The 22,923-nt window shown below is 36.0% G+C and carries 19 protein-coding genes and 1 pseudogene; 14 read left to right on the top strand and 6 right to left on the bottom strand.

The features are described from left to right. Nucleotides 1–2 precede the first annotated feature (2 nt). From GQS55_RS17640 to GQS55_RS17615, 6 genes are all read left to right on the top strand, one after another. Nucleotides 3–524, top strand: a complete 522-nt coding sequence (locus GQS55_RS17640; protein WP_159821722.1) for a pilus assembly protein PilP — start codon at nt 3–5, stop codon at nt 522–524. Between the two features lie 12 nt (nt 525–536). Beyond that, nucleotides 537–2,645 (top strand): type IV pilus secretin PilQ, encoded by a 2,109-nt coding sequence (locus GQS55_RS17635; protein ID WP_159821721.1) that lies wholly within the window; start codon nt 537–539, stop codon nt 2,643–2,645. A 193-nt stretch (nt 2,646–2,838) separates the two neighbouring features. Then, complete coding sequence (aroK, locus tag GQS55_RS17630) at nt 2,839–3,357, top strand: shikimate kinase AroK (protein ID WP_159821720.1); 519 nt, start codon at nt 2,839–2,841, stop codon at nt 3,355–3,357. Nucleotides 3,358–3,441: 84 nt separating this feature from the next. Continuing rightward, complete coding sequence (gene aroB / locus GQS55_RS17625) at nt 3,442–4,506, top strand: 3-dehydroquinate synthase (RefSeq protein ID WP_159821719.1); 1,065 nt, start codon at nt 3,442–3,444, stop codon at nt 4,504–4,506. 61 nt (nt 4,507–4,567) lie between these two features. Continuing rightward, complete coding sequence (locus GQS55_RS17620) at nt 4,568–5,968, top strand: SPOR domain-containing protein (protein WP_159821718.1); 1,401 nt, start codon at nt 4,568–4,570, stop codon at nt 5,966–5,968. 282 nt (nt 5,969–6,250) lie between these two features. Beyond that, nucleotides 6,251–7,060 carry a Dam family site-specific DNA-(adenine-N6)-methyltransferase gene (locus GQS55_RS17615; protein WP_159822981.1) on the top strand — a complete coding sequence of 270 codons (810 nt, stop codon included), beginning with the start codon at nt 6,251–6,253 and terminating at the stop codon, nt 7,058–7,060. Between the two features lie 60 nt (nt 7,061–7,120). On the opposite strand, the gene GQS55_RS17610 is transcribed toward GQS55_RS17615, so the two are convergent. Both GQS55_RS17610 and GQS55_RS17605 read right to left on the bottom strand, forming a co-directional pair. Continuing rightward, nucleotides 7,121–7,321, bottom strand: a complete 201-nt coding sequence (locus GQS55_RS17610; RefSeq protein WP_236559689.1) for a DUF2970 domain-containing protein — start codon at nt 7,319–7,321, stop codon at nt 7,121–7,123. A gap of 170 nt (nt 7,322–7,491) precedes the next feature. After that, the gene (locus GQS55_RS17605; RefSeq protein ID WP_159821717.1) at nt 7,492–8,163 is read right to left on the bottom strand and encodes a TorF family putative porin; all 672 of its coding nucleotides are present in this window, start codon (nt 8,161–8,163) and stop codon (nt 7,492–7,494) included. A gap of 309 nt (nt 8,164–8,472) precedes the next feature. On the opposite strand from GQS55_RS17605, the gene rpe reads away from it, so the two are divergent. After that, complete coding sequence (gene rpe / locus GQS55_RS17600) at nt 8,473–9,141, top strand: ribulose-phosphate 3-epimerase (RefSeq protein WP_159821716.1); 669 nt, start codon at nt 8,473–8,475, stop codon at nt 9,139–9,141. Nucleotides 9,142–9,209: 68 nt separating this feature from the next. Next, nucleotides 9,210–10,214 (top strand): tryptophan--tRNA ligase, encoded by a 1,005-nt coding sequence (gene trpS, locus GQS55_RS17595; RefSeq protein ID WP_159821715.1) that lies wholly within the window; start codon nt 9,210–9,212, stop codon nt 10,212–10,214. Between the two features lie 160 nt (nt 10,215–10,374). On the opposite strand, the gene GQS55_RS17590 is transcribed toward trpS, so the two are convergent. After that, nucleotides 10,375–11,433, bottom strand: a complete 1,059-nt coding sequence (locus GQS55_RS17590) for an FHA domain-containing protein (RefSeq protein ID WP_159821714.1) — start codon at nt 11,431–11,433, stop codon at nt 10,375–10,377. Then, nucleotides 11,424–12,692 (bottom strand): S1 family peptidase, encoded by a 1,269-nt coding sequence (locus GQS55_RS17585; RefSeq protein WP_159821713.1) that lies wholly within the window; start codon nt 12,690–12,692, stop codon nt 11,424–11,426. Before GQS55_RS17585 ends, GQS55_RS17590 begins: the two co-directional genes overlap by 10 nt. A 327-nt stretch (nt 12,693–13,019) precedes the next feature. Between GQS55_RS17585 and GQS55_RS17580 the strand changes: the two genes are divergently transcribed. Together GQS55_RS17580 and GQS55_RS17575 are read left to right on the top strand one after the other, a co-directional pair. Continuing rightward, nucleotides 13,020–15,227 (top strand): TonB-dependent receptor, encoded by a 2,208-nt coding sequence (locus GQS55_RS17580; protein WP_159821712.1) that lies wholly within the window; start codon nt 13,020–13,022, stop codon nt 15,225–15,227. A 143-nt stretch (nt 15,228–15,370) separates the two neighbouring features. Continuing rightward, the gene (locus GQS55_RS17575) at nt 15,371–15,775 is read left to right on the top strand and encodes an MmcQ/YjbR family DNA-binding protein (protein ID WP_159821711.1); all 405 of its coding nucleotides are present in this window, start codon (nt 15,371–15,373) and stop codon (nt 15,773–15,775) included. Between the two features lie 176 nt (nt 15,776–15,951). Here GQS55_RS17575 and GQS55_RS17570 read toward each other — a convergent pair whose 3' ends face one another. After that, nucleotides 15,952–16,461 (bottom strand): MBL fold metallo-hydrolase, encoded by a 510-nt coding sequence (locus tag GQS55_RS17570; RefSeq protein ID WP_159821710.1) that lies wholly within the window; start codon nt 16,459–16,461, stop codon nt 15,952–15,954. A gap of 33 nt (nt 16,462–16,494) precedes the next feature. Between GQS55_RS17570 and GQS55_RS20340 the strand changes: the two are divergent. From GQS55_RS20340 to GQS55_RS17550, 4 genes and pseudogenes are all read left to right on the top strand, one after another. Then, a pseudogene (locus GQS55_RS20340) lies at nt 16,495–16,575 on the top strand (LysR family transcriptional regulator); the annotation flags it as partial. 36 nt (nt 16,576–16,611) lie between these two features. Next, nucleotides 16,612–17,277: a substrate-binding domain-containing protein gene (locus GQS55_RS17560; RefSeq protein WP_159821709.1), complete on the top strand. Its 666-nt coding sequence runs from the start codon at nt 16,612–16,614 to the stop codon at nt 17,275–17,277. 473 nt (nt 17,278–17,750) lie between these two features. Beyond that, on the top strand, nt 17,751–19,019 hold the full coding sequence (locus GQS55_RS17555; protein ID WP_159821708.1) for a glycosyltransferase: 1,269 nt from the start codon (nt 17,751–17,753) through the stop codon (nt 19,017–19,019). Nucleotide 19,020: 1 nt separating this feature from the next. After that, on the top strand, nt 19,021–20,466 hold the full coding sequence (locus GQS55_RS17550) for a capsular polysaccharide export protein, LipB/KpsS family (protein ID WP_159821707.1): 1,446 nt from the start codon (nt 19,021–19,023) through the stop codon (nt 20,464–20,466). 145 nt (nt 20,467–20,611) lie between these two features. Here GQS55_RS17550 and GQS55_RS17545 read toward each other — a convergent pair whose 3' ends face one another. Then, on the bottom strand, nt 20,612–22,630 hold the full coding sequence (locus GQS55_RS17545; protein WP_159821706.1) for a capsular polysaccharide biosynthesis protein: 2,019 nt from the start codon (nt 22,628–22,630) through the stop codon (nt 20,612–20,614). Nucleotides 22,631–22,923: the final 293 nt, after the last annotated feature.

Raw genomic sequence — 22,923 nt, 5'->3', positions numbered from 1 at the left:
CAATGAGAATATTAATTTTAATTGTTTTAGTTATTCTTGGCGGTTGTTATGATGACACCAGTGATCTTAGTGTTCATATGGATGAGGTTAAAGCTGCAACGACAAGTTACATAGAGCCAATGCCAGAAGTGAAGCCATTTAATCATTATGATTACTCGGCCTTTGAGTTAAGAAGTCCATTTTCATTACCAGAGCCTGAAGCACTGGAACAAAAAGTTCAACAAATCACCGGTTGTCTAAGTCCTGATCCTAGACGTCGTAAACAACCGTTAGAAAATTTTGCCTTAGGCGTGCTTAAAATGCGCGGTACTATGGGGGATAATGGTGTGATTTGGGCTTTAATGGAAGCTTCCGATTTTACTTTACATAGAGTATCCATTGGTAATTATTTAGGTTTGTATGATGGACGTATTACTGAAGTGACAGATCAAAGTGTTAAATTATTAGAATTAACACCAGATGGTGCTGGCTGTTGGGTAGAGCGTGAAACAATAATTAAAATTGCGCAACCTGGATCGAAATAGTAGGGAATAATAATGCTATCGAATAAAATGAAAAATAATAAAATCTGCGCAAAATTAGTTAATTTAAGTTATAGCTGGTTGGCTTCTTTAACCTTATTAATATTTGTTATTCTATCCTTCAGTATCAATGCTGCAGAAGCTACAGGTACTCAATTAAAAAGTATATCTTACAATACAATTCAAGGTGACCAAATTGAATTAGTATTTGAGTTTTCTACAGAGATCCATTCTTTACCTGTTGTTGAGACCTCAATGACGCCTGCTTTTGTGAAAATTAAATTTTCTGCTGATGCTTTTGATCCCAGCTTACAAGAGACGTTAATTAATCATGCTGGTGTTACTAATATTACGCTAGATAACGCTTCTGGAAATGTTGTAGCAACAATAAATTTAGATAAGCTCTCAGTATTTGATGTTGCTTCTAATGGTAATGAGTTTTCTATAACACTTAATTACGGTCAGTCAGCAAATATTGTTGAAACACTTAACCCTGCGGGAGAGCAATTCATTAATCAAATTGAATCGCTTGATTTCCGTTTGGGTGAAGATAAAACTGCTGAAGTATTAATCTACCTAAAAGATAGCATGGTCGCCGTTGATGTTAATGATAAGTTAGGTAAAGTAAATGTTGAGTTTCACAATACTCGTATCATTGAAGACTTGCTTTATAAGCTTGATGTTACTGACTTTGGTACAGTAGTTTCAAATATTGAAACATTTAAAGATGGGCGCAATGCGCGTTTAGTTATTGATGTAGATACTCATTTTACTTTTAAGCATAAGCAACAAGGCAAGCTATTTGTACTATCCATTAAAGAAAAAGAGAAGAAACCGCTAGGTTATCTATCAGATAATGATGAATTTACAGGCCGAGCAATTTCACTTAATTTTCAAGATATTCCGGTACGCACTGTATTACAAATCATTGCTGATTATAATGACTTCAATCTAATTACTAGTGATACCGTTGCAGGAAATATTACCCTACGTTTAGACGGTGTACCTTGGGATCAAGCCTTAGATATTATCTTGAAAGTAAAAGGCTTAGATAAGCGTATGCAAGGTAATATCTTGATGGTAGCGCCTAATGATGAATTAGCAGAAAGAGAAGCTAAAAACTTGCTCGCGCAGCAGCAAGTAGAAGAGTTGGCCCCTTTGTATTCTGAATATGTACAAATTAATTATGCAAAAGCAGTAGAGTTTGCTGAATTAATTAAAAATGAAGATACCAGTATTCTCTCTGAACGAGGTAGTGTGTCAGTAGATGAACGTACTAATACATTACTTATTCGAGATACTACCAAAAGCATTGAAGACATTAAGCGTATGGTAAATATTCTAGATATACCAGTACGTCAAGTTATCATTGAAGCACGCATGGTAACAGTTAAAGATAATATTAATGAAGAACTGGGTATACGTTGGGGGGTAACTAATACTGATGGTGAGTATGGAACATCAGGGTCATTAGAGGGAACATCTGTTTCTAATAATATTGCCACTAATACAGGCGTTGGTAATGTACCTGTCTTAGCCGATAGATTAAATGTTAATCTACCTGTAGCGAGCCCTGCCGGCGCTTTAGCATTTCAAGTCGCTCGCTTAGCCGATGGAACGATATTAGATCTTGAGCTGAGTGCGATGGAGCAAGAAAGCAAAGGTGAAATCATTGCTAGCCCGCGTATAACTACTGCTAATCAAAAAGAAGCGTATATTGAGCAAGGTGTTGAAATACCTTACCAAGAAGCTGCATCTAGTGGTGCTACGTCAACACAATTTAAAAAAGCTGTATTAAGTTTAACGGTTACACCACATATCACACCAGACAATAAAATTATTTTAGATTTAGTGGTTACGCAAGATACTATCTCTACGGTACAAAGTGGAACAGCACCGGCGATTGATACACAGCGAATCGGCACACAAGTATTAGTTAATAACGGTGAAACTATCGTACTGGGTGGAATATACCAACAATCCATCATAAGCTCAGTCTCTAAAGTACCAGTATTAGGTGATATTCCTTATTTTGGTTGGTTATTTCGAAATACTAGTCAATTTAATGAGAAAAAAGAATTACTCATTTTTGTGACGCCACGCATTGTGACAGAACACTTTTAGGTATGTTAATGTGAGTAAGTTAGGCTTTTTTGTCTGACTTACTAATAATGTTGCTTGCAATCCTACCCGAACAATTGCGATAATTACGCCCTTGAAATTTCCGAGGGAGACCTCTATGACATCGAAAGGTATATGGCTGCTGCTGTATTATCCTTTTGGTATACCTGTAACAAATGAGTATTAAGTAAATCTAATGGCAGAAAAACGTAACATTTTCCTTATTGGCCCTATGGGTGCAGGTAAAAGCACTATAGGAAGAGAGCTTGCAGACAGGCTACATCTTGAATTTTTCGACTCTGATCAAGAGATTGAACGTCGTACCGGAGCAGATATTGCTTGGGTCTTTGATCTTGAAGGCGAAGAAGGATTTCGCAAAAGAGAAGAAGGTGTTATTGAGGACTTAAGCGAAAAACAAGGTATTGTTTTAGCAACAGGTGGTGGATCTGTTATCAGCATGCAAGTGAGAAACCGTCTATCGGCTCGCGGTATTGTTGTATATCTAGAGACTACTATTGATAAACAAGTTGCTCGTACACAAAGAGATCGTCGTCGTCCTTTACTGCAAACATCAGAAGAACCGCGTACAGTCTTAGAAAACTTGGCTGTTGAGCGTAATCCTTTATATGAAGAAATAGCCGATGTTGTCATTAAAACAGATGACCAAAGTGCTAAAGTTGTAGCTCATAAAATTATAGAGCGTTTAGACTTTTAGTTAACATAGCTTTTCTTTTCTGTTTTAAAGCCAAAGCCACTGATAGGTGGCTTTATCCCAGCAAAACGATCAGGTAACCCTACTATGCCCACTCTTAATCTTGATTTAGGTGCTCGAAGCTATCCTATCTATATCGACTCTGGTTTATTTGAAAATGAAAAGTTATTTTCAGATCATATTAGAGGGAAACGAGTTTGTATTGTTACCAATACGATTGTCGCACCTTTATATCTTGAAAAAATCAAAAGTAAACTGACTAACTTTGATGTTGACGAAATTATTTTACCTGATGGTGAAGCTGAAAAAAGTTTAGCAAATTTCGAACACATCATGTCTCACCTATTAAAAAATGAACATGGTCGAGATACTACCCTAATTGCTTTAGGTGGTGGTGTTATCGGTGATATTACCGGCTTTGCCGCAGCATCTTATCAACGTGGTGTCGACTTTATCCAAGTACCAACAACAGTATTATCTCAAGTAGATTCATCTGTTGGTGGCAAAACAGCGGTTAATCACCCGTTGGGTAAAAATATGATTGGTGCTTTTTATCAACCAAAAGCCGTTATTATTGATATTAACAGTTTAGCTACCTTACCTGTTCGCGAGTTTAATGCAGGTATGGCCGAAGTAATTAAATACGGTATATTAGGTGATTATGACTTCTTTGTTTGGCTAGAAAACAATATCTCGTTAATAAAAGCCGGTGATAAAACATTGTTAGCTGAAATGATCGAAAGATGCTGTCAGTGTAAAGCAGACATTGTTGCTAATGATGAAACTGAAGCGGGTATTCGTGCTTTACTCAACTTAGGTCATACTTTTGGTCATGCTATTGAAGCCGAGCAAGGTTATGGTAACTGGCTTCATGGTGAAGCCGTTGCTACTGGCATGGTACTTGCTGCTAAGTTAGCAGTAGCAATGAATTTGCTTGAAGTGTCAGAACTTTGTCGAATAGAATCACTTATTAAAGCGTTTGATTTACCGTTACAAGCGCCAGAGACCATGACTTGTAATGATTTTGTTCGTCATATGCGCCGAGATAAGAAAAATATTGGCGGAAAATTACGTTTTATTGTGCCTACTGCGATAGGTAAATCAGAAATTCGTGATGACATTACGCAAGAGATACTTCAACAAATTCTATAATTTTTTAGTTGTACCTAAAACCACATCGTTTTAGGTATAGTAATTGTAGCAAGGGTTGAGTATGTCGGCAGCAGCACACACCAATATAGATGAAGCTAGTATAGTATCAATGAAATTAAATACTGAGCCAGCAGTAACGTCAATAAGTGTTAGTGCACGTATTGAATATATTCAACGTTTTTCAAAACAAGCTGTTTTGATTGTTGATAATGATGCCGTGGCATACTCACAAGCTGCGCGTCAATTTTTAAGTAACCTATCTAAAGATAAATCACCACAAGAAACCAATGTTGCTTTTGTTTCTGCTTCATCTAAATTAAATGACATTCAAATGCGTTGCCGTTTTATTGAGCAGCTTTTTTCTAATATCTTATTTGATCCTGAAAAATCACTTGCCGTTAGCCTTTTAACGTTAAGTAAACAAAGTAAAGAAAATATCACCATTGTTGTTGAGCATGCGCACGCTTTATCTTTACAAATGAAGTACGAACTTTGCCAACTAGTTGACATAGCTAATAAAACCAAAAGTAAAATTAATGTAGCATTATTTGGCAATGAGCAAGCTGCGCAAAACGTAGCAACGAATAGAAGTATTTTCAAAAATAAATTGGCGATAATTGATGCAAAATCAGGACAGTTATTTCCGCTAGATCATGCTAAGTTCAACAGTAAAAATGCAATGTTCACTAATAAGTTTTGGTTGAAAGTAGCAACAATCACGCTGGTTATTAGTGCACTTATCGGATTATCTTGGTTTGTACTCATTAATTACGATAATTTCAGTTTATCTCAATTACCAAAGACGAATGCTAACAATAAAGTAACCATACCAACGTCAGAGCAACTGAGTAACCAACTAGCACTGATAGATAGTAATATTATAGTATCTGCACAAGTTGATGCGCTTGCGACATCTGTAGATATACAGGCCGCTTTGTTGGGACAGCAGTTAACACCAATTGAAAGTGAAAATAGCTCAGCTCAAACAGGGGATATATTACAAGCACTCGATCTAGCTGAAGCTACCAATAAAGGTGAAGTCGTAACCGGAGAAAAACTAGCACCTTTAAATGTAAAAAATGCTTCGGATAAAACAACAGTAGCTAAAACAAAACCTAAGTTAGTGACAAAAAAAATTGAGAGTAAATCTACAGAGGTTACTTTACCTTTGGCGTTAACGCCGAATTATTATTTAAATTCTCCAGCAGGTTATGTAGTGCAAATTGTAGGGTTTACTGACTTAACATTGTTAAAAAGGTTTATGAAGGCACACACTAGTTTGCAATACTTTAGCTATCAAAAAAAGCTAAATGGTCAGACATTTATTGTGTTAACAACAAAGATATTTGAAAATAAAGTACAGGCTAGTGATGCGATTAGTACTTTACCACAAGCGATTATTGATAGAGGGGTATGGATTAAAGATCTCGCGCTTGTGAAAGCTGAAATTAATAATCGTTAAGCTTTACTTTAATCACAGTATTATAAATAAAAATGAATATCGTTAAAGGTTAAATCAAGATACAATTGCCTTTCATTTTTATTGGTTGCCTATTCAAACGTATATGATTCAGGCGAGCATGAGCAACAAACATTGTGCATTTTTAAAGTAGACTCGATACTTCTATTTTAAAAAACGTTGAAAACTGATATACAATCTACTTCTCGGTAAATATCTATGTTAGCTCTAGCTACTATTAACTCATAGGTCTCTTTTGTGACTAAAGCTCAATCACTAGCTGGAATGCGATCTGCCTTAAAATGGGCTGGTGGGAAAAAAAAAGTTGTACATGAAATTGCTAGCCTATTACCTAAAAGAGGTAAAACACGCCTAGTTGAACCTTTCGTGGGCGGCGGGTCAGTATTCTTGAACTTAGATTTTGATGAATATCTTCTAATAGATATGAATAAAGATCTGATTAACTTGTTTAATATCATTAAAAATCAACCAGCGGCATTTATTGCTGATGCGCAGCGTTTTTTTACTGGCGATAACAATGATTCAGAGAAATACTACCAATTAAGAACCCAATTTAATCAATCTACTGATCCATACGAACGTTCACTATTATTCTTATACTTAAATAGACATGGGTATAATGGGTTATGTCGTTACAATAAAAGTGGCGGTTATAATGTTCCTTTTGGCAGATATAAGCATCCATACTTTCCAAATGCCGAGCTAGAATACTTTTCTGAAAAAGCCCAAAGAGCAACATTTATTCAAGGTGACTTCGAAACAGCATTCACACAGCTAAATGTGAGTGATGTAGTTTATTGCGATCCTCCTTATTCACCAATTAACCCAACGTCAAATTTCACTGCCTATGCCGGAAATTCATTTACAGATGAAGATCAAAGACGGTTAGTTGATTACGCTAAAATAGCGCAGAAGAGAAATATTCCCACATTGATATCAAATCATTATGTCGACTTTACTCGTGAACTCTACAAAGGGGCAACGAAAAAGAAGTTGTTTCAAGTGCAGCGTTCAATAAGCCAGAAGGGACAAGGTAGAATTAAGGTACAAGAGATCTTAGCGTTATATAAATAACCTGATATTTTTCCTACTTTTATGCAGGTATATAGCATTATCATCAAGCTAGAATGCTGGTTAGTTGGTTGGCATAACTAAGTTAACAATCACCAGTAAAGCGGCAATGAAAATCACAACGCTAATAACCCCTACAATGATAAAGTGGCTTAGCTTTCCTTGAGAAAAATCATTTTCTCGATTTTTATTACTTTGCACCCCAAAGAATGCCGCAGCTACACTTTTAAAGGTGTTTTTCATTGATGATGTTTTATCTGACATCGATTACTCGAAGTTAAATGAATGAGTAATAAAACTATAGTGCAATAAAGCAACAATATCTAGCAAATTCCATAAATGAGAAAATGCTCAGCTTTATAACTAAAAAGCGCTAATTGCTTATGTAGGCAATTAGCGCTTTTTAGTTTCTTAGTGTTTTTTAAACTTTAAGCTTATAAATCAATATCAATCGCGTAAGCAACGTATACTTTTACATCGCCTGCAGCGCCATCTAAATCAGTTGCAGAAGCACCGAAAGTGAAGCCTGATTTTGAGATACTTACACCGTAGTCAATTGAATCTTCAGCTAACCAATCACCACTATATGAACCAATGTGTAAATTAACTTCAGCGTCATTTTGTAACGCAATTGCATAATCTGCACTAGCATAAATAGTATCACCAGCATCAGCGCCTTCGCCAGATGTTAATACTGAAACACCAAGGGTTAGTGCTTGGAATGAAATGCTACCGTATACTTCAGAAAAGTCAGCATCACCAGTAGTTTCATCAGGGTATGCGTAATAAATAAAGCCAACATCATATGAAACATCTTCAGAAATCGCGCCGCCAAAACCAGCATAGAAATCTAGCTCATAAGTCATGCCGTCAGCCCAGCTAGCATTCGAGGCCCATGTACCAACATAGAAACCTGAATCAGCGGCATAATCAATACCACCTGAAATAGCTGAATCACCATTTGTTTGCTCTAAACCACGCCATAAATAATTCGAGGTTGCAGCAACATTAGCGCTTAAACCTTCAACCGCTGAGGCTGAAGTAGAAACCATAGCTGATGTAGCTAAAATTGTTGTGAGTGCGATATTTAAAATTGATTTTTTCATATTTATCCCTTTATATTTTATATTTTATATTATTATTAAGTTTAAACTGCTAATTATTTTGCAAAGATGATGCCCGTATGAAAAATAGTGAGTTTTTATTATTAAAATTCTTATTTATCCGTTGGTTACATTTTACTCTTTTGTTTTACTAAATATGTTAACTTTTAATAAGTGCACTAAATTGGTGCGCGGCAGGCTTGTTTGTACTAATGATGTGCATCATTTCATTTAGCTCACGTTAGGGTTGATACTCGTATTTTTAAATGGCTTGGGTATAATACTGATAATTTTTCTGATTGAGCATATATTATGTCTTCTTTTCTAATTGCACCTTCTATTTTATCTGCCGATTTTGCTCGTTTGGGTGATGATGTTGCTAAAGTTTTATCTGCGGGTGCTGATGTTGTGCACTTTGATGTTATGGATAATCACTTTGTGCCTAATTTAACGTTCGGGCCAATGATTTGTCAGTCATTGCGTGATTACGGTATAACCGCACCTATTGATGTACATTTAATGGTAAAGCCAGTTGATGCATTAATTCCTCAATTTGCTAAAGCAGGTGCAGATATCATTACTTTCCATCCAGAAGGGAGTGATCATATTGATCGCACCTTACAACTGATAAAAGATCATGGTTGTAAAGCGGGTTTAGTATTGAATCCAGCAACCCCTTTACAGTGTTTAGATTTTGTTATGGACAAACTTGATGTGATTTTATTGATGTCAGTTAATCCTGGGTTTGGTGGACAATCTTTTATCCCAACAACATTAGACAAATTACGTTTAGTGAAAGAAAAAATTAACGCAAGTGGTAGAGATATTCGTTTACAAGTCGACGGCGGCGTGAAAGCTGATAATATCGCTGACATTGCTAAAGCTGGTGCAGATATGTTTGTTGCGGGTAGTGCAATATTCTCACAACCCGATTACAAAGTAGCTATTGATGCTATGCGTGCTGAACTAGCAAAAGTGTAAATCGAGAACAAAAAATCATACATAACAAAATGGCTAGAGGCGTACTCTAGCTTTATTTAAGGAACATCATGAGTAAACCTATTGTACTAAGTGGCTGTCAGCCATCTGGCGAATTAACTATTGGTAACTATTTAGGCGCATTAAAGCAATGGGTCGATATGCAATCTAGCCACGAATGTTATTATATGTTGGTTGATCAACACGCAATTACGGTTCGACCTAAGGCAGAAGACTTACGTAAAGCGACCTTAGACGGCCTAGCATTGTACTTAGCGTGTGGAGTAGACCCTGAGCAAAGCACCATTTTTATCCAGTCACATGTACCTGCACATGCGCAATTAAGCTGGGTGCTAAATTGTTATACCCAAATGGGTGAATTGAATCGTATGACGCAATACAAAGATAAGTCACAAAAATCTGAAGCGAACATGAACTCAGGTTTATTTACTTATCCGGTATTAATGGCTGCAGACATTTTATTATATGGCGCTGATAGCGTACCTGTTGGCGATGATCAAAAGCAACATTTAGAATTAGCACGTGACATTGCGACACGTTTTAATAATATTTATGGTGACATTTTTACGGTACCCGATCCCTTTATTGCTCAACATGGCGCTCGGGTGATGAGTTTATTAGAGCCAAGTAAAAAAATGTCTAAATCAGATGTTAATCCTGGTAATTTTATTGGTCTTTTAGAAGACCCTAAAAAAGTTGCTAAGAAAATTAAACGTGCAGTGACAGATTCTGACGAGCAGGCTAACATTTATTATAATTTGGAAGAAAAACCGGGTGTTTCAAATTTATTATCGATACTTTCATGTGCTACAGGCAAATCAATTGATAGTTTAGTACCTGACTATGAAGATAAAATGTATGGCCATTTAAAAGGTGATGTGGCTGACGCTGTTGTTGCTATGTTAGAGCCAATTCAAACTAAATTTCATCAATACCGTGCAGACCAAGCTTTTCTTGAGCAAGTAATGAAAAGTGGCGCTGAAAAAGCAACGCTTCGCGCCAACAAAGTATTAACATCAGTGTATGATGCTGTAGGTTTTATTCCTCGCCCTTAATGGGTTGTTTATGATATTGCGTTAAGCGCTAACACTAGCTACTTTTACTAGCCACTTTTAGTAATATAAAAAGTGGCTAGTGTATTCTAAAGCTTTTACTTTTTAAGCTTGTATTTCTTAGGTTTATACTTTTAAAGTTAGCTGAAAAGCCTCAACAGTACTATTCTTTAAGTGCTTCCTGCTTTGTTTTATCAAATAACTTACTGCTATCTTCAATAAAATCATCCCCACTGGCACTTGATGAAATTAGAAAGCTTGGCATCATAATCGTTGCATTATATTGTGGTCTTGGATCAAAATCAGGCTTATTGCTGTATTGCACTATGTAGCTACCACCAAATAATAATAAGGTCATACTTGCAGCAACCACTATTCGTCGTTTTGCTGACATATGGAAACCAATATAACTATTAAGCCAAAATAAGCTAAACGCTAAGACAATAGAAATCAATACAATCATCAAAGAAGCTAGCGAGTCACTCGTGCTGTTAAATTTAACAAAGCCTTCTAAGAAGTCGCTAAGCCACATGATATTGAAAAAAGCAAAACTTATCCCTATTTGCGCCATTATTCGCGTTTCATGTTTAGTCAAGTAAGATACTAAAGCGACCCCAGCAGGCCATAAAGCAAAACCGAGCGTCATGCCAATAGTTGGCACTAACAATTGACTAAAATTAACTTCTTTTGAGGTATTGAGATAAAACACGTTACCAGCAATTAAGGTAAATAAAATGAGGCTTGATAACAGCACAATAGGGTGGCGCATTAAATTAATAAAACTTTCAAAAGGGCTAAAAGGCAATGTTGCTTCAACGGGATGATGATTAAACAATATTCTTAATTGACTCTTCCCTAAGGTAATAATGTCACCGTCATTGATTATGTGATCATGTGCTGGTCGCTTATTTTGAGCTTTATTTTCAAGGTAAGAGCCATTCAATGTTTGATTATCTGTAATTTTCCATTGACCATCTATTTCATTGATACTTATATGACTAGGGCAAATATGTGGATCATCTAGGATAATGTCATTATGGTAATCACGGCCTATGTGTATTTGTGGTTTTGTTAACCTGTGTCTGTGCAGTAATTTATGATTGCGACTAATTTCTTCAATGATGATTTCACTGTCTTGTATCTTTTCTATAAGCGCTTGATTTTGTATTATTTCATCATTGTCAATAACTGGTTCAGGCATATCTCTTGTTGCTACTTCCATGATACAGCCTCCATAAATTGGCGAGTAAAGGCTAATGCATTGGGTTGACTAACCCCCGCTATCGTAAAGTGGCTAACGATTGCTTGTTGATTCTTATCTACGGAAGCAGCTAAATAAAGGACATCGTATAAATCAGGAAACTTTTTATAAGCACGAGTACAAAAGACTGTTTTATTGTTAATCACTTGATTATCGGGCATTACTAAATCATCGTGGCATTGGAATTCAGTAACATTTTCTTTATCAGCTCTATTGCCTGCATTGGCATGAGCAATTTGTTGTTGGTACAAGTGATAAAACTTATTAGTGCTAATATCTTTCGCTTGCATCGTTCTAAATTCAATTTCCATGGTGCCGGTAAAGAAGTTAGATGAAATATACGTATTTTCATCTAAAGAGCAATTAGCGACAGCCGTTAAAATTAACGCATCCGCTTTATCTGCATTTGAATTTCCCCAGCAACGAATAAAAGGGACATCAATGATAGGAATAATAGCGGCTTCACCAAGCTGCTTTTCTTGCCATGTGCTGCTTAAAATAGCTTCTATTAATTTATTTTGACTCGCCATTAATTGTGCAGTCATTTGTTGTTCAATACTATTCGGTGGTGTGTTTAAAAAGCTATTATATAGTGCGACTAACTTGTCATGTGGTACAAGAAAACCAATAGAGTTACCTGACGTTGCGACATTAATACCAACAACTTCCGCTTCCTTATTTACCACGGGGCCACCGCTCATTCCTGAATTAATTGAACCCGTAAAATGAATACGATCATTAAACGACTCTCTTTTCAGACCATTATAAGTACCGGGCACAACAATCATACCCAAGTCATGAGGGTTGCCTAGTGAGAAGAGTTGCTCGCCTTTATGTGGCGATGCTTTCGATAATTGAAAATAAGGCGTTTCTTGTGCAACATCACGTCTAACTAACGCTAGATCATTGATTACATCCACGCTTTTTAATGATAAATCACCAGTATTTCCCTGACCGTCAAGGTACTCTATTCGGTATTTTTGAGGATGCAAAGCATAGCTAGAAATAACATGATAGTTAGTAGCAATAATACCGTTGTTACTTATTTGAAAGCCTGAGCCAATAGACGATTTCTCACCACTGGCTTTGTCTATTAATTTTATTTGAAAAAGGGAGGGTTTAAGTTGGTTAAATAATTGTTCTGCTTGCTCTTCGGCAAAACTAGAGTTGCTTAGTACTGTACCGAGTAAAAAAAGCGCCAAGCTAAAAATAACTTTCATTCAGATTCCTGCTAAAAAATTGTCGTACCATTGTGCCATTGTCAGCGCATTAGTCACTTAGTATTTTCTATATTATTATTTTTACATTAACTTTTGATAAAACTCATCATTATTTTCACTTTTAATTAGGTATCAGATTATCCTCTGAATATTTATAATAAGTTCCCTTTATTGATCTAGTACAAGTAAACAGGTTATTGCCTGTGACATTTTGTCGCACATTGGCTATTTCCCTTTGTTCTCTCTTAACTATCCCGTAAGAATACACACAATTGAATAAAAGTTAGAAACCAATTTAACCAACCTTTTAACATTGAGTGAAATTTTATGCGCACTTCTATTACGCGTTTATCTCTTGCCGTAAAACTTGTTTTATTATCAGCAATGACTTCTTCGTCTCTAATTATGTCTAATACAGCTTTAGCAGGTGAGACTAAGGATATTAGTGACAATTTAGAAGTCATCACTATTACTAACCAACGCCATCACAGTTTAGAAAGTAGTATAAGGTATGTTCAAGGAAAAACGAGTGTTCCTGACCTAGCTGACTGGCTCATTTCAGTCCCAGGCGCAAACATTAATAGCAATGGTCCAATTACCGGTATTGCACAATATCGAGGTTTATATGGTGATAGAGTAGCTACGTCACTTGATGGACATCCTGTTATTGGTGCAGGGCCTAATGCTATGGATACGCCACTGAGTTATTCAACACCATTAATTGTTGATTCAATGACAGTATACCGTGGCATTGCACCGGTATCAGCAGGCATTAATACCCTTGGTGGTGCGATTGAAGTGAAAATGCGTAAAGCTGAAAAAATGAACAACACAACCACAAACGTAAATGGCGATATTCAAGTTGGCTACCGTAATAACAACAGCGCTAAAACTTTATCAGCGGTGACCAATATTGCTAAAGATAATATTGCCGTTTTACTCTACGGTAATAGCCAATTGGGCGATAGTATGGAAAGCAGCAACGACGTTGTTATTCAACCTACCGATTTTGACAAAGTACAAGTCGGTGGTGACATTCGTTATAGCAAAAATGATAACGAAGTCGGGCTAAATTACCATTATACAGACACGAATGACTCAGGTACGCCAGCGTTACCGATGGACATTGAATATATTGAAAGTCATCGAGTGACGTTAGATGGTGTTTTTAGTTTACATGAATGGCAAGGCGAATGGCAGCTAGGCTATACCGATGCTGATCATGGCATGACAAACTTTTTAATGCGTACAAACGATGATCCTTCCGCCTACCGCCGTAATAACGCGACAGCAGAAACGTCAAACTTTACCTTTGAATTAGCGAAAGAATTTTATTTTGGTGAGCTATCTTTTGGTATAGATGGATATTTTGCAACCCATGATTCAGTGATCACTAATCCAAGTAATATGATGTTTGAAATTGTTAATTTTAATGACGTTGAAGACAATCGTTATGGCTTATTTGTAGAATGGCAAAAGCAGTTTAACCAAACCACAGTGCAGTTGGGTGCTAGGTTAAAACGAGCTGAGTCTAATGCCGGAAACGTAAGTAATTCAATGGCAATGATGGACATGGACTCAGATATGGACATGAGTGACGATATGGATATGAGCGATGGCATGGATTCTGATATGGAAATGCAAAGTATGGCAAGTTTAGCAAGCGAGCTACAAGATGGTTTTAATGAGACTAATCGTCAAGTATCTGACAACAACCTTGATATTGCGTTAAATACACAAACAACCCTTTCTAATAATTTATCGATTTCTGCAGGCATTGGTGTAAAAACGCGTGCGCCATCATACCAAGAGCTTTATTTATGGACGCCAATGGAATCAACAGGCGGCTTAGCTGATGGCCATACTTATATTGGCGACATCAACTTGAAGTCAGAAACAGCGTATCAACTCGATTTAGGCCTAAATTATCAGGATGATACGTTGATGATTGCGCCTCATATTTTCTATCAATCAATTGATGACTATATTCAGGGCACCTCAATAGGCATGGATGACATGGCCGCTAAACAAATGGCGACTATGATGGCTGGCGACACCAACCCGCTGAAGTTCTCTAATGTTGATGCCAAGCTTTATGGCTTTGATCTGAACGGTTATTACAATATTACCAACGAAATACAGTTATTCACCATTATTAACTATGTACAAGGTGAACGTCGTGACATTAATGATAACTTATATCGTATTGCACCACTTAATGGCCAAGTTCAATTAAGCTATACAGGGCAAAACTGGATGGTAAAAACAAGCTTAGTGATGGCAGCAAAACAAACGAAAGTCTCGTCAACTAACGATGAGCAAGAAACGGCAGGTTATGGTGTACTTAATGTTGATGCTCAATATTATGTGAATAACGAGGTTACTTTACGTTTTGGTGTGGATAACTTGTTAGATAAAAGCTATCAAAAGCATTTAGGTGGTTATAACCGCGTAAAAGGCACTGATGTTGCTGTAATGTCGAGGCTACCACAAGAAGGCGTGAGTGCTTGGGTTGAAGCGACTTATAGTTTTTAATAGCTTTTTAATAGTAATGTAGCTCAGGTTAGCTAGCATTTAAAAAAGCAAATAGAAGCTCTGATATGTCAGGGCTTTTTTTATGGTGCTTTTCAGCTACCTTAATGGGCTAATATAGGCACCTTTGATAACAGGGAGCTATGATGACAGATAACTTAATTGCTCAACAGATAGAAGGTTACTTGCTTTCAAAGCCTGACACCTCTGTATATTCCCCTTTTGGTGATGATATAAAAGTATTTCGTGTGAAAGATAAAATGTTTGCCACACTCGCTTTAGGCAAGGGTAATGAACAAAGTACTAACGGGAAAATGAAAGGTAGTTTTTGCATTAATTTAAAATGTGATCCTGATGAAGCTATTATGTTACGTGATATATTTCCTGCTGTAATCCCCGGTTATCATATGAATAAAAGACTTTGGAATACCATTATTCTTGATGGCTCAATACCGCCAGGAGAAATTGAGCGCATGATTGATAATTCATTTAACCTTGTGGTGAGTAAAATGACCAAGAAAGATCAGGCATCTATCTTGGTTCATTTATGAAGTACATATAGCGTTTATAATATTCGTTGACCACGGTGAATTAGCCCTGAAACTATCACCCATAGTATTGTCTGACGAGATCAGATAATTGGGAAAGATACTTAGGAAAGATAAGTGAGACACTCACTCAAAAAGCCGACGTAATAGCATCTCTCATTCGTAATAATGCACATCATTTACAAACTTTGATGTCCAGGCTGTACGCTAATTTCAGGATAACTTTTAACTAACTTAATGAGTTTATTTAAACTTGCTCGACTACGAATTTGGTCGGTTGAAAAACTGCCCGGTTCAACACTATGATTCCAGCCCCACGACGTATGACTTGCATCACCAGTAAAAAGTACAGGGCTTTCAATGCTATTGACTAAATAGGCGGTAGAACCAGCAGTGTGGCCTGGTGAATGAATAGCAAATACACTACCGTCACCAAATACATCAATATAGTCTTCAGCCCACTCTTGTAATGCGGGTCTACCTTCAAGCATTATATCGGTTATACCTTGCGTTGCCGCATATAAGAAATACCTTTCTTGAGTTTCACCTTGCCCTACATACAAAGGCACCTGTTTATTTATTGCCGACATACCACTGATATGATCAAGGTGTAAATGAGTTAAAAACACACCTTTTAAAGCCACGTTTTGTGCGTTGATATAATCTTCCGTTGTAGTAAGTGCTGTCATTTTTTCTAATCCGTATAATGATCCCAACCAACTTTAAGCCGGCGTATTGCAGAGCTAGAGCAAGAGCTTGGTCAGCCTTTATTTTCTCGCTTTAGTCAGGGCTGTCAACTGACTGCATTAGGTCAAAAACTGTTACCCGCTGCAAAACAAATGGCTATTTGGTCGGTTGAAACCATGACGTTAGCTCAAGCACCCAATAAAGTTGAAGGGAGAGTTCGGATCACTGCTCCTCCTGGCGTTTGTTTTGCTTTTCTCCCACAAGTGGGACAAAAACTAAAAGAAAGCTATCCCGGTATTCAGCTTGAAGTGTTAAGTGGCACCAATACGTTTAATTTAACACGCGGTGAGGCTGATATATCACTTCGTACAGAAAAACCAAAAGATAACGATTTAATTTGTTTGGCGTCTTTTTATTGTGGCATAAACGTGTATGTCGCGGAAGATGTTGCTAACTCGTTAAGTGATGATGTGACTTTGCAAGATTTAAATTGGATCTGTTGGTCTGAAGATCATGACCATTTACTGACGAATCAAATTTTAAAGAGAGAAATACAGAATTTTAAGCCAGTATTTAGCGCGAATGATTATAACGTGCAAATCGCAGCTTGTTGTACCGGATTAGGAGCATTAGCCTTACCTAATGGTTTTGTAGAAAGTCCCTTAATTAAAGAGCTTACAGTGTTAAATGTTGATCTAAGTGAATTGGCAGCGGGTGAGTTACATATCGTCATCCATAAACGCTACCAACACGTTGAAAGAGTAGTCATAGTGGCTGAGTTACTAAAAACATATTTTAGCGAGATTTGGGCACATTAATTTAAATTATAAATCGTTTTTTAGGCGGGTAATAATCAGTGGTTAGCCCCCAGGCATTATAAAGCCGAGCCTGCCTTATATTTTTACCTTAATCTTGCATAATTATCGATTGTTAAACAAATGTCAGCTTTTAAGTAAGATCACTATGACTAATTAAAGTGTTAGATAAGTTTTCACCTTGTACTTGTTGTATTCTGTTTGTGATATTATTTTGTATAATAAAAGCAAATCAGCCTACCTCTATTGATTGGGTTATCGCTATCTAGTAAAATTTAAGGTATCTCGAAGTTTTTTTAACCACATAAGTCGATTCTAGTCTAGAAAAGTTAGTCTTAGGTCCTCATCGCTCTGCTAATATTCCGATTGTTTACCTTCATCTGTAGTTTTGTTGCTATTTAAGTTGCAGACGAAACCAAATTAGATTTTTTTGTGAATTAAAAACATTACTAAATATAATGAATAGGAATGAAATAATGGTCAACTATATACTTGTTAACCCGTTGAAAAACAGTGGATTTGGAATTTCTTCCTATATAGATGTTATTAGCGCTTATTTAGACGAAGATGTGTTTCATAATGTTAAAGTCCACGTTATATCTAATGAAGATAAACTCGAGCGTTCAGCATTTCAAGATTATGTTGCTACCTATATAAGAAAAAATTTCTCTCCTAGTGACACCATAGTTGAATCACCTGAAACCTATGCATCTACATTAAAATTAGATGGATATTTTATCCATGTTCGGCTGCACACACCAATCGCTGTAGTACAAAGAATCAATAAAACTCCTATTGATGAAGTTAGGTTTGAAGAAGAGTGTCAGGTTATTAATAATGCTGATGTCGTTTCAGCTCCATCTGATGCAATAGTGGAAGAGCTATCTAATGATATTCAATTTTCAAAAATTAATAAAATCGTTTACAGAAATCCAATAATACAAGCGCATAATTATGGCGCGTATTTGAAAGAATATGATGTAGTGTTTATGGGGCGAAATGAACGATTAAAAGGTGTTGGCTATCTAAATAGCATTTTAGAAAAACTACCTGCGCATTACAATGTATTAATCTTTGGTCAACGAATGAATGACTTTGATTTATCTACTAACATTCAATGTAAAGTAACACTTAAAGGGGCACTATATGGTGAAAATAAGTTAGCCGCTTTACATAAATCTAAATGTATATTAGCACTTAGTCTCTTCGAAAATTGCTCTATGGTTATTTTAGAGGCTTTGGCAATGAAGATACCTGTTATTTGTTGGGATGTTGCAGGAAATTCAGAGTTTATTGCTGATGGCGTCGTTTCTGGTGCAGCATTAGGAGACGTTGATTGTATTAATAAGCATATTTTAAATATAAATAAAGCTGATTTACAACAACACAGGTTTAATGAGATATGCTTTCTGATTTATAGTGAATGTATAAGCGGGTTAAAAAATATCATACATCACTTTGATGAAACGATGTTTGAAGGTGAGGAAATATCAAGGCACAATTTTAGAAATTATAAATTTTCGGGTATCTCTTTAAATAGAAAATCTCTTCCACTACCAGACAATACCTATATTTTAGATACAGCTAAAGATTCTATTTCAACTTTTGATTTTACAGTGTTTGATGAGACCAAAATAAATAATATTATAGTGAAAGGTGAAGTAGGTTCAGATTTGTTTGAATATATACAAAAAAGTAATTTTAATACCAGCGAGATCCCAAATTTACAAACGAAGGACGTATAACATGGCTTTAACTTTACTTTCCGATAATATTCACTTTACACAAAGAAACTTTGCACCTTTGATTGATTATCTTACTCAAAATAAAATAATTAAAGTTGATACTAGTCATAAGCAAATGAAAGTTGCTTATGGAAATTATGTGACTCATCGCCATGTTTTACAAGGTAACTCTGACCTTTTAAGTGAATGCATAAACATAAATAATTATAAAACGTATAATTATGATGGAATAAACCTCTTTTCCATTGCGGAGTTGGAAATTAAATCTATCTTGATTCCATTGCACTATAAAAAGTGTTTGGCTGATAAAGTCTTTATTGATTTTGAAATAGACTTTGAACTTCACCGACAAGTGATTATTGATAATTATGCTGCAGCAATCTTTTGGTTAAATTATTGGAAAGTTGTTTTTGCTGCAAATGAAGTAAGTCATGCGATTACTTTTTCCGGCTCATCCATTTATCAAAAATCATTTAAAACTATAGCGTATAACTTCTCAGCTAAATTCTTTTTAGTTGAGCACTTATGGACGGGTAATGAATTTTTACTAGAGGAACAACCTGGACCAATACCTAATGGCTCTATTTTTAAGTATCAACAAAGTGGTTCAGTCAATTCTCCTGAAAGACTACGTGCTTTAGATATTATTAATAAAAAAACCAATAAAAATGTGAAATCGCTAGGCGCAGATATTTTTTTAAAACCAGTTTGTCAACGTGTATTAATTATTGGTCAAGTTTGTAATGACTATTCTATTTTGCGTTCAGATACCTTAAATGACTCTATAGCTAATTACGTGAAGGTAATAGATAATATTTTAAATACAACTTCTTATGATGTGGTATTTAAAGCACATCCATACGAAAGCAATAAGACAAATATAGGTACAGCGCTGACGAAAGAAATATTAGAGCTTAGATTTGAAAAATACATAACTAACGGACGCTTACTAATTTGTGAAAATGTTTCTTTAAAAAGCTTATACTCACAAGTCTCTGCTGTGATGACAATGTGTTCTCAGGCTGGTTTAGAAGCATCTTTAGCTGGCTTTAAGGTTTTCATATTAGGTAAATCATTTTACTCAAATAACTTATTTAATAAATCTTTTGATTGCTCCGAAAAGTTGGTAAAAGCTTTAAACAATGAAGAAACTCATCTTAATGAATTAGAATTTAGCCATTTATTTGATTTCTGTACAGATTTTTTAGTTAACCATGCTATTTCAAGCAATGAAATGAATAAAGTTTCAAGAATATTAGATCCTCAAAATGAAATTGGGACAGTGCCACTTTCAGAAAATGAAGTTAGAACAGAGTATGAAAAAACAACAATTGAGGAATCTGAAAGCGTATTTAAGAGACGCTTTAAAAGAAAGTTACGCAAGTTTCTTAAAGAACCTAAGAGTTTTTTCGTTGATGCAAACAAAAATCTTTTAAAAAAATTGTAAAGTATTCTAACGCTCTATCATTAAACATTATTAATGATAGAGCGTTTACTTTAATTATGAAAGCTGTTAAATGAAAAGGTTTATGTTAATAAAGGGGGAAACACTTTTATTGCTATAAGTAGATAATACTCTAGCAATAGTTATCTTAATGTCTGGAGCGGAATATTTCAAAAATATACTGTAACTTTAATAATTTTCTATTCCAAAACGACTTTTTTTTAATATCTTGGTTCTTGCCATCAGCAATTTTATCAATTAACAACTCAGGTGTTACCCATAAGCCCGTGCCCCAATCAATATAAAGCGGGTATTGAACCAACGTAGTAAATACCAGTTCGGGTAAGGTTATCGTTTTAAATCGTCTTTTAGGCGGGTAGTAATCAGTGGTTAGTCCCCAACCAGCATAAAACGGTTGTCCCCAGGTATGAACAACAACATTATTTAATAAAGCTTCAAAACCGCTTAACGAGGTCATGGTATGTAATTCATCAATATGTGCATACAAACTTGTTAAAGACTGGTGGATAATTTGTTCATCAACGCACTGTGATATGCATTCTAACGATACATTACCTTCACGATTACCCGACACTACATCAGGATGCGGTTTATAAATAATATAACAATCAGGGTGTTGTTCTTTCACCGCATAAAGTAACGCTTCATTACTTTTTATGTTTAAACTACCGGTAACAATTGATGCATCACCATCAACTTGGCCGATAACCAGTAATATTTTTTTATGCTGATTATTAATCGTAATCGCGTTGTGCTCGCCGACATTATATTTACTAACCCCAGTGTCGTTAATCTTTTTAATTAATGCTTGGCCTCGTTTTAACTCATTTACCGTTAATACATTTTCATTTAAGGCGTGTTCAAGGTCGCTTGGCGTGCGATTATCAAAATAGATGCCTGCTTGATCAATAGACAATGAAGAAGGGCGGCACAAATTAGCGCCCAAACCATTTGAGCGAATAAAACCATCTTCCACACGAAAACAGTGAGTTAATTCAGGGTATTTAGCGCCCCAAACCAGCAGCATGTCATTTTCAGCAATTGTTACGGGTGGCTGCTTGGTAAAAACAAGTTCATCGGCTAAATGTCGACAAAAATGTTTCATAAAGGCGCGCTTCCATAACGAAAAGCCAATTAAATAAAGGCGACGGTATTGCGGCTTGCCTTTTTGTTGCAAACTAATAAGGTTAATAACCTCTTCAAGTTCACATTTTACTTGCAATACGGGGTTGTAATAATGGCAGTACTTAACCAAAGCAGCATAGGTAAGCTGCTGCAGCGATATTTTTTCACGTCGGTCGCAATGAAGTTGGTCGTGCGTTAATCCCCAACCCGCATAAAATGGCAGTCCAAAACAATAAACTGGCTTATTAAGTAATAATGCTTCAAACCCCATTTGCGACGACACCGTATATACCGCATCAACAGCGTTGATTAATGCATGAGGATGACAATGTTCATTAATAACTTCAACATTGGTTAATTCCCCATTAGCAATAAGTTTAGCTAATACACCTTTCTTCTTGCCAAGGCGAGTATCTGGGTGTGTACGAATTAACAAGGTAGCATTAGGGTAATTTGCTTTCGCTTGCGCGATCATGGCAACAAAACTACTTTCATCAGCCATCGCACCGGTGATAGATAAATCCCCAGAAACTTGGTCAACAATTAATATTTTTTGTTGCTTAATATTCAACAATTTTGCCTTTAACAACTCTGGCAACTCAGCTGCATCATAAACATTATATTTAGTGATGCCGCTGTTCGTTATTAGCTTTATTAAGGCATTTGTACGGGCTAACTGTGCTTCACTTAACGGTTCTTTTATTAGTGATTCTAAATTACAGGGCTGGCGGGCATCATAATAAATACCTTGCGAGTCTGAAATCAATGAAACAGCATGACCTTGTTTAGCAGGGTGGCCAATATAACCAATAAAACCATCTTCTAGGTGTAAATAAGGGACACCAAAATCACTAGCCTGTTGTTTGATTTTATTAGTATTCGCTTTAAGTCCCCAGCCTGCAAAACTATCATGAGTTGAGTCTACTTTATTTTTAACAAATAAAGATAATGATTGTGATAGACAACTTTCAATTTGCTTTTTGCGGGCAAGTACGCCTTTTGACTGGATCCAAATGGTCATTGAATAATAAGCTTCCTACTGATCATAAAGTAATAATTATCTTACGCGATTTAAGTCTTGTATTACACCAAGAAAGTGTCAATTCAGTTTAGTTACCACTTTGGCTAATTGGTCGATGCTTGATAAACGACTTTATTTGCTCATAATGACACACGCACGAAAGTATATGGTGTAATTAAAATTTCATTATCTTATCAATAGTTAAGGTTTGATAAAATGGCTTAGTCGGCGATTTTCTATCCCTAAGAAGTGAATATCTTTTATACGTAATAAGTCATTTAAGAAAAATTTAT

The sequence above is a fragment of the Colwellia sp. 20A7 genome (assembly GCF_009832865.1).
GTDB lineage: Bacteria > Pseudomonadota > Gammaproteobacteria > Enterobacterales > Alteromonadaceae > Colwellia.
This window is presented reverse-complemented; position numbering and strand designations above follow the sequence as displayed.